This window comes from Oleiphilus sp. HI0061 (assembly GCF_001635675.1).
The window spans coordinates 1-7,415 of record NZ_LWFE01001732.1 but is presented as its reverse complement, the minus strand read 5'-3'; the positions used below and the strand labels follow the sequence as shown (position 1 = coordinate 7,415).

Here is a 7,415-nt window from a genome sequence, read left to right as displayed (position 1 = left end):
CAAGCGTTCTTCATGCCTTCCAAAAAAATCCCAGTAAAGAGCATTGAATGGACAGGCGTCGGGCGTTACCTTCTCTTTAACCTTATAATGACAACTCTTACAGTAGTCACTCATCTTGTTGATATAGTTGCCGCTCGCAGCATAGGGTTTTGTGGCGATCCACCCCCCATCAGCAAACAAGGCCATCCCTCGAGTATTGGGTAGCTCAACCCACTGTAAGGCATCGATATAAATCCCTAAATACCAATCATCTACCTCATCGGGATGAAGACCAGCCAGCAAAGAGAAGTTACCTGTTATCATTAAGCGCTGAATATGGTGGGCATAAGCATACTCTAAAGACTGTTTGATACTCTCCTTCATACACGCCATCTTGGTTTCACCAGTCCAAAACCAACTTGGCAAAGGTCTACTCGCATTCAATCGATTCTGTTCCGTATAATCCGGCATATTGGCCCAGTACATTCCTCTAACATATTCTCGCCAGCCAAGAATCTGACGAACAAAGCCTTCGATCTGCGAAATCGAAATACTAGATTGCTGTTGATAGTATGTTTCAATGGCGACATCGATCACCTCATCAGGGCTAATAATCTTGGCATTCAAAGCAAAACTCAGCCGTGAGTGATATAGGCTCCAGGAGTGAGGAGAATTGCAGGTCATCGCGTCTTGAAAGTAGCCGAATTTCGGGAGGCATACTTGGCAAAAGTATTGAAGTTGAGCCATCGCTTGTCGATGGTTAATCGGCCAAACTAGCTTAATGTTCGCATTACCGAAACTGACAATCTCATGATCGTTCAACCGTTTTAGAATGACACTTACGTCATTTTCAAACACCAGTGGCTGGGGAATATCAGCTAAGTCTTTCTTTTTGAGCGCATGACGATTGTCCTCATCGTGATTCCACTTTCCACCTAAAGGGCTGCCTCCTTCCATCAAGACACTGAAGCGTTTACGCATTTTACGATAGAAACCTTCCATTCGATGATGTCTGCCACCTTCGAACCATAGAGGTAGTTCGTTGTGCTCAAGAAAAAAATGCTCGGTTTCATAGAGTCGGGAGGTGATCTCCAAGTCTCGAGTAAATTCACGTAGTTGAACATGCAGTCGATATTCATCAGGTTGCTGATATTCAAATACCTGACAAGCGCAGCGTTCAATGACAGATGAAAGCAATGCTGGCAAATCTTTATATCCCGAGCTTTCGTCCAAATTGAAGTACTTTACCCTATGTCCTGCCTGTCTTAGATTCTCCGCAAAATCCTCCATCGCGGCAAAGAAAGCACAAACTTTTTGAACATGATGCTTTACGTAGTTAGTTTCCTGCGTCAGTTCAGCCAAAATGTACAAGGTGTCAGGATCAGATTCCTTGAACCAAGAGTGACGGCTATTTAATTGATCCCCCAAAACAAGCCTTAGACGCTTGGTTTTCAAACTCATGATTTCTCTCTCGTTGGCCATTGCTAGAAAACAGTGCGTGCAATATTTTTCAACTTTTCGTAAAAACTCTCCAGATCCCTGTTTTGAGCGCACTCAATTTTCATCTTGTTGTGAAAAAAGAGAGTTAGCTTAACTTTGTGGTCACTGAGCATAATCGTGTAACCGTCATAACTCAGTTCGAGGCTAATTTGCTGATAAATAAGCTTGCCTCCCTCCATGCTTCCTTTTTGCCGAATGCATTCAGCTGCCAGCATGACTACCTTTGGTTCAATATGCTGTTCCAAGTTCCCAACTCCTAAAATTAGAATGTGCCCCAAGACCACACCGAGCATTTAAAAGCTTATACGCATCAACGCGTCAATGGATCACCCCATGCACTGATCCAAAATGAAACCTGCTTCGTAAGTGCCTGAAACACCCTCAGCGCACTACGGAATCCATATGCTCATTAAACAACGAAGAGTTCTATACTGGTTTACTCGAGACCTGCGAATTCATGACAACCAGGCGCTGCACGCCATAAAAAGCGCCGATCGCCTACTGTGCATCTATGTCGTAGACCCTAGATGGTTTCAGCAGAAGCTATGGCAGCAACCTTCCATCAGCAAACATCGCTGGCAGTTCACCTTGGAATGCATTCAGGATTTAAAACAAAACCTCGCACGATATGACCAAGAGCTGATTGTTTTATATGGTGATACAACTGAGCTGATATCCAACCTTATCAATAATTACGGCTTTAGTGACCTCGTATTGACTCAGTCTTCCGGTTCTTATGAGCGGCACATCCTTAAAGCGATTCGCAGGAAATGCTCCGAGGCTGCGGTAATAGAATATGAACAATACACGATCTTCAATGAGTTAGAACTACCGTTTAAGGTCTCTCAGTTACCCCAAACATACTCACGCTTCAGGAAATCAATTGAAAATCAAGGTGTCCCTGACCCCCTTCCTGCCCCCAAATTCCTGCCAATCATGCCTAAGATAGATATGTTGGAAGCAGAGAAGATTCCTGATTGGCTTCCTGTGAATACGACTTCGCTCCGCTTTACCGGTGGTGAACGCGAAGCGTTTGGCCATCTGTTCGAGTATTTCTCCAGTGATGCGCCCCGTCGCTACAAGACAGTAAGGAATGAATTATCCGGCTGGACCAACAGCAGCAAAATATCACCCTGGTTAAGTAGCGGCTGTCTATCTCCACGCCAGGTCATCAAGAAATTGCTTGAATACGAACAGGAAAACGGGTCTAACGATTCATCTCGTTGGCTATATGTCGAGCTATTGTGGAGAGAATATTTCCAATGGTGGCACTTTCTAAAAGGAGACCAACTATTTAGTTTCCAAGGATCCAAAAAGTCACCCCCGCTTACTAGTTTCTACCCTGAACGCTTCAGTAAATGGTGTGAAGGCGAAACGCCTTTCAAGATTGTCAATGCCTGCATGAAGGAACTAAAAAACACGGGGTATCTATCAAACAGAGGCCGACAAATCGCAGCCAGTTGTTTGGTTAATGAATTGAGCGTGGACTGGCGCTATGGAGCAGCTTGGTTTGAGTACTGTCTCATTGACTTTGACTTGGCAGTAAATTGGGGCAATTGGCAATACATTGCAGGCGTGGGGGTTGACCCAAGAGGAGGGCGCCACTTCGATCTTGAAAAGCAGTCGAGACTCTATGACCCTGACGGTTTGTATCAAAAACGCTGGGGAGCTGAAACGGATCCAAATTTAGACTCTCGCGATGCTGCCGACTGGCCAATCATACACGAGTAATAGAGATACCGAACAAAGACGAGCAAAAAACCGAGTGATCCATTAATTGATTCCTAGCGTAACGGATCGATGAGAAAGGCAAATTTCAAGTCTACTATCAAGCAAATATTCTTTTGGAAAATATGGGGAAATACAATGTTACTGAATCATGCTTTTGGAATGTTCACTCACCCTGATGAAGAATGGGAATCGATCCGCAAAGAACATAGTAATCCGGGAAGAATTTATGTTGCATACATTGCCGTTCTAGCAATGATTAGCCCAATATGCGCCTATATATCGACGACACAGTTTGGTTGGCAAGTTGGCGATGGGCAAATCACTAAACTGACGACCCAGAGCGCTTTGCAACTCAACATAATCACCTACATCGCAATGCTTATTGGTGTATTTGGGCTTGGCTGGGCAATCGATTGGATGTCTAAAACCTATGGAGGCAAACATGATGAATATGCAGCAAACGGTATCGCCTTGGCAGCCTATTCTTGTACGCCACTTTTTTTGGCTGGTATCGCCCTTTTAAACCCTGAACCTATTTTCAACATGGCTGTATATCTTATAGCGGCAGTATATGCAGGATTCTTGATCTACGACGGTTTACCGATTGTCATGGGTATTAGCAAAGAACGCGCATTGTTGTTTAGCGGCGCTATCTTGACTGTCGCTCTCGTTTACCTTGTAGCAACAAGAGTCGGTACAGTCGTCATCTGGAGCATAGGCTTCGCCCCTCAGTTCGTATCAGGTTAAGTAAAGCGAGATAGACGGGTTCATCAATGTTGAACCCGGTCTGTCGATGGCGTTCTTAATGTCAATATGTTTTCAGCGGATGACAAGCTTGGTTGGATACCGATTGTACTAGTCACCGTGCTCAACTGTGTTCAATATTAGCTGCGATCACTACGCGCTTCTTACTAGGGTGTTCATATCTTTTGCCATGATTGATAACTCGTGCGCTAATTCTGAAAGCCCCTGACTTGCATCCATCAAAGTTTGCCCCGCGTCGGCGTTTGTTCGACTAATATCTTCAACATTCTTACTCTCCAGAACAATCTCTTCAATCTGCGTACGTTGCTTGCTCATTGAATCTGAGACGGTAGAAATATTCCCCGCCGCCTGTTTTACCGAAATGACGACTTTATCTAGCGCGGAGCCCGACATATTGACTGCTTCAGCACCCGCTTTGACATCAGAACTCGCTTTGTCTAACAAAGTTCTAATCTTCTGAGCTGATTCGTTGCTTTTTTTGGACAGTGTCCTAACCTCATCAGCCACGACAGCAAATCCTCTACCTTGATCCCCTGCACGGGCCGCTTCAATTGCAGCATTAAGTGCAAGAAGATTGGTCTGCTCAGCGATATCCGTAATGACATTCATCATGGCAAGAATACCGTCATTACTTTCCTTCACTTCCTCCATATTCTGTATCGCTGTTGCCATTGATTCAGAATCGTACTAAAGGAATATCTATGACAGGTCTGACAGAAGATAAACTGCAAGAGTTTGCTAATGGTGTGGCTGATTTGTGTGATCAGTTAGGTGTTGAGGATCATGAAGAGAAATTGACCGCGATTGGGAATACTTTTATAGGGGCAGCGCTTTCACTAGGGAAACCCAACTTCTCAGTCAATGTTGATGGCTTAGCTACAGCTTCTGTTGAATCCGTTCTAGAGGCCGTCGAAGAAGAATAATTAAGGTTGATCGAACAGGTCTAATTGTTTTTCTGAACTGTTTTTTCTTCGTAAGGTAAAGCCAAGTTGGGAATGTACTTCTGATAACCAGGCTCGATAAGCCTGTCCACACCTAGCTTCAAATGGGTAAGCCTGGTTTAGTTTTTTCCGTATCAGCTTCACATCATTTTTCCCCGTTTCGAGGATAACTGCATGAATAATTGGTCCCGCGAGCTCTCTATAATGATCTAATTTCGACGCAGAAGACACGGGTTCCAGACAGCTGACCAGGTTAAATTAATGCACAGTGAAAGTTTGAGTGACTGCCCTTGCCTGATCGGAAAGCGTTTTATTGAGATTCTTAACTAAAAGGTTAAAGGTAACCAGAGTAAAACCATCTTGCGCATATTCGAAAACAGCGTCTATATCCAGGATGAACCCTTTATCAATGTTGGTTTGAACTAGGTCCAGCATGAGTTCTACAGCATCGGTTAAACCATCTATGTCTTCACAGAAAGGAATCTCTATAGGTCTTTTCAAAAAAACTGCCTTCATTTTTTTTCTATTATGCATCAGGGATGTTTGGCTAGTATAACTCAATTGCAACAGATGCCTCTGCACAATTGTCAGGCTCAGATATCAAGCAGGTCTCTATTATAACATTGGCATCTTTTGGAATAATATCCAGAAAATCCGTTGCATCGACAACATGATTTTGGATACCTTCAGGCTTATTTAAAGGAATACTTGTTGTAGAAAATTGGTTCAAATTATCCTTTGCATATACACTTTCAAATGAAGCGAATTCACTACACCCATAATCTGCTCCCAATGCCATTGGGAAAGAACACTGGATAGTGAACAACTCCAGATCATTATCAATCTCAATAATATCATTATCACTCAGATAGACCTTTGCTTGGTAAAGCTCTCTTTGATTAACACCTAACGTAGTGTCATCCGAATATTTAACCGTTGTCATCCAAGTTATGCTTAACTTTTCTTCAGGGTTAAAGTGATTTTCTGTACTTCTATCATTTGAAAGCAGATTAAAAACCTTTGGGTCTAGAGGTGCCTCTCTAAACTCGATTACTAACTCAGGCCCTACTCCACCGCCTTGACCACCATTAGTTCCAGGGGCAGCTCCACCGCCACCACTTCCACCTCCATTACAGCCAATTAGAGTTCCAGTAACTAAGCACGTTGATATAACTTTTATAGCCGTATTTTGCATTCCTTTATCCCCTGAATAGTGAAAATAGATTATATTTCAGCATCAAAAGGGATTTACAAATCAGAGGGTCTTTGTTAGGTGACCTTTATAGACTTGATCAAAGCTAGGAAATGTTCTTTCGCACTTTATGCAATCACGAGAGAACAGTAAGGACATGCCTCCCCGCCTTTTAAATCCCTTTCTTGTACCTGCGAATAACAACCTTCACATTCGATCGTTTCTTCGCTAGTGCCCAATGCCACTTGAGTTTCTGGGAGAAACCCTTCCTTTTGAGCTTCTATAAGAATATCAGACATTTTATTCCGTTGGTATCTGTAAAACTCTGATCTTATTAGATAATAATATTGACGACCCCAAATAAAGGATCATTAGCACCTAACCTTAACGCAAAAAAAAGCCCCATATTTCAGGGGCCAAACTCAACACTACTCAACCGGGCTGCTTAAAGGTGCTACAACTTTTCATAGTAGATACTCGATTAAAAATTGAAATTCAGTTTATAAGGCTCTGTGATACTGTCCTTACTCTACCATTCAGACATAGCGCTGAGGCATAAAGTCACATTTAACCACATATTTTTCTCAAAGCTCTATAGACACTATATCCGCTAGATCATTCTAAACGGCCCTACCCTAAATCAAAGCTATTATGACAAGCCAGATAGGTATTCCCCCCCACTCTTAGCCCACTCTGGATCAATAAAACCTCTAGGTATCGCACACTCAAGCAGGTTATTTAAAGCTCTTCACGAGACTTATTCAGATTTGAACAATTAAGATTCTTGGAAGCAAGGTCGTTTTTCAAGAGAAGATGGCCTCAAACTGGACATAAGCAAAATATAGGAAGGGAGGTGCGAACACCTCCCGTTAGGCCTTACTGCCCCGTAAAGTTAGAAGCCAAGTACTTTCCGTTGATCGTAAAGAAAACGTAAAGCGTTTGCTTTTTAGGGTCTTCGATGGACTCATTCTCAAATGTAACGACCCATTCTGGGCCATGTCCGAATGATTTTTCCTCGACTGATTTAGAAGTTACGCTAGACCAAGATGCGTCAATTTTGCCCTTCTTGGCCAACTTCCAGACATGCTTTGTTGCTTTATTGATAGCTTGCTCACTAGTGATAGGTTTATGTTGATGCCCGTGGGAATGACCACTTCCTGGTCCTGCCAATGCAGTTTGCCCGAATAGAAACATAACTAAGATCAATGGAGCGCTAATTAAGTATTTCATAAATATTCCTCTTTAAATTATTGTCGTTTTAGTCAATTGAGTCGTGAGAAGTTCTCGGTCTTTGATTCGTCATTTCG

Annotated in this window: 9 protein-coding genes; 3 read left to right on the top strand and 6 right to left on the bottom strand. The window is 42.9% G+C overall.

From position 1 onward, the window contains the following. Both A3735_RS26600 and A3735_RS26595 read right to left on the bottom strand, forming a co-directional pair. The coding region (locus A3735_RS26600) for a cryptochrome/photolyase family protein (RefSeq protein WP_082886016.1) at nt 1-1,440 on the bottom strand (1,440 nt) is incomplete at its 3' end. Between the two features lie 23 nt (nt 1,441-1,463). Beyond that, nucleotides 1,464-1,724 (bottom strand): DUF3081 family protein, encoded by a 261-nt coding sequence (locus A3735_RS26595; protein ID WP_197469968.1) that lies wholly within the window; start codon nt 1,722-1,724, stop codon nt 1,464-1,466. A gap of 157 nt (nt 1,725-1,881) precedes the next feature. Here A3735_RS26595 and A3735_RS26590 point away from each other — a divergent pair, with 157 nt between their 5' ends. Next, nucleotides 1,882-3,210, top strand: a complete 1,329-nt coding sequence (locus tag A3735_RS26590) for a DASH family cryptochrome (protein ID WP_068508348.1) — start codon at nt 1,882-1,884, stop codon at nt 3,208-3,210. 135 nt (nt 3,211-3,345) lie between these two features. Further along, entirely contained in the window at nt 3,346-3,957 is a 612-nt protein-coding gene (locus A3735_RS26585; protein WP_068508355.1) for a Yip1 family protein, read from the top strand. Nucleotides 3,958-4,107: 150 nt separating this feature from the next. On the opposite strand, the gene A3735_RS26580 is transcribed toward A3735_RS26585, so the two are convergent. After that, complete coding sequence (locus A3735_RS26580; RefSeq protein WP_082865156.1) at nt 4,108-4,647, bottom strand: methyl-accepting chemotaxis protein; 540 nt, start codon at nt 4,645-4,647, stop codon at nt 4,108-4,110. Between the two features lie 29 nt (nt 4,648-4,676). On the opposite strand from A3735_RS26580, the gene A3735_RS26575 reads away from it, so the two are divergent. After that, complete coding sequence (locus A3735_RS26575) at nt 4,677-4,898, top strand: hypothetical protein (RefSeq protein ID WP_068634429.1); 222 nt, start codon at nt 4,677-4,679, stop codon at nt 4,896-4,898. A 276-nt stretch (nt 4,899-5,174) separates the two neighbouring features. Here the strand turns inward: A3735_RS26575 and A3735_RS26565 are convergent, their stop codons facing one another. The 3 genes from A3735_RS26565 to A3735_RS26555 all read right to left on the bottom strand — a co-directional run bounded on the left by A3735_RS26565 (nt 5,175) and on the right by A3735_RS26555 (nt 7,338). Continuing rightward, complete coding sequence (locus A3735_RS26565) at nt 5,175-5,417, bottom strand: hypothetical protein (RefSeq protein WP_156490373.1); 243 nt, start codon at nt 5,415-5,417, stop codon at nt 5,175-5,177. Between the two features lie 46 nt (nt 5,418-5,463). Continuing rightward, entirely contained in the window at nt 5,464-6,111 is a 648-nt protein-coding gene (locus A3735_RS26560; protein WP_068507266.1) for a hypothetical protein, read from the bottom strand. Nucleotides 6,112-6,984: 873 nt separating this feature from the next. Continuing rightward, on the bottom strand, nt 6,985-7,338 hold the full coding sequence (locus A3735_RS26555; protein ID WP_068510782.1) for a DUF6488 family protein: 354 nt from the start codon (nt 7,336-7,338) through the stop codon (nt 6,985-6,987). Between the last annotated feature and the right edge of the window lie 77 nt (nt 7,339-7,415).

What these genes read in the sequence shown, in the direction of transcription:
- A3735_RS26575 (WP_068634429.1), top strand. Translation starts at nt 4,677, where the DNA reads ATGACAGGTCTGACAGAAGATAAACTGCAAGAGTTTGCTAATGGTGTG.
- A3735_RS26555 (WP_068510782.1), bottom strand. Translation starts at nt 7,338, where the DNA reads ATGAAATACTTAATTAGCGCTCCATTGATCTTAGTTATGTTTCTATTC.
- A3735_RS26590 (WP_068508348.1), top strand. Translation starts at nt 1,882, where the DNA reads ATGCTCATTAAACAACGAAGAGTTCTATACTGGTTTACTCGAGACCTG.
- A3735_RS26560 (WP_068507266.1), bottom strand. Translation starts at nt 6,111, where the DNA reads ATGCAAAATACGGCTATAAAAGTTATATCAACGTGCTTAGTTACTGGA.
- A3735_RS26580 (WP_082865156.1), bottom strand. Translation starts at nt 4,647, where the DNA reads ATGGCAACAGCGATACAGAATATGGAGGAAGTGAAGGAAAGTAATGAC.
- A3735_RS26585 (WP_068508355.1), top strand. Translation starts at nt 3,346, where the DNA reads ATGTTACTGAATCATGCTTTTGGAATGTTCACTCACCCTGATGAAGAA.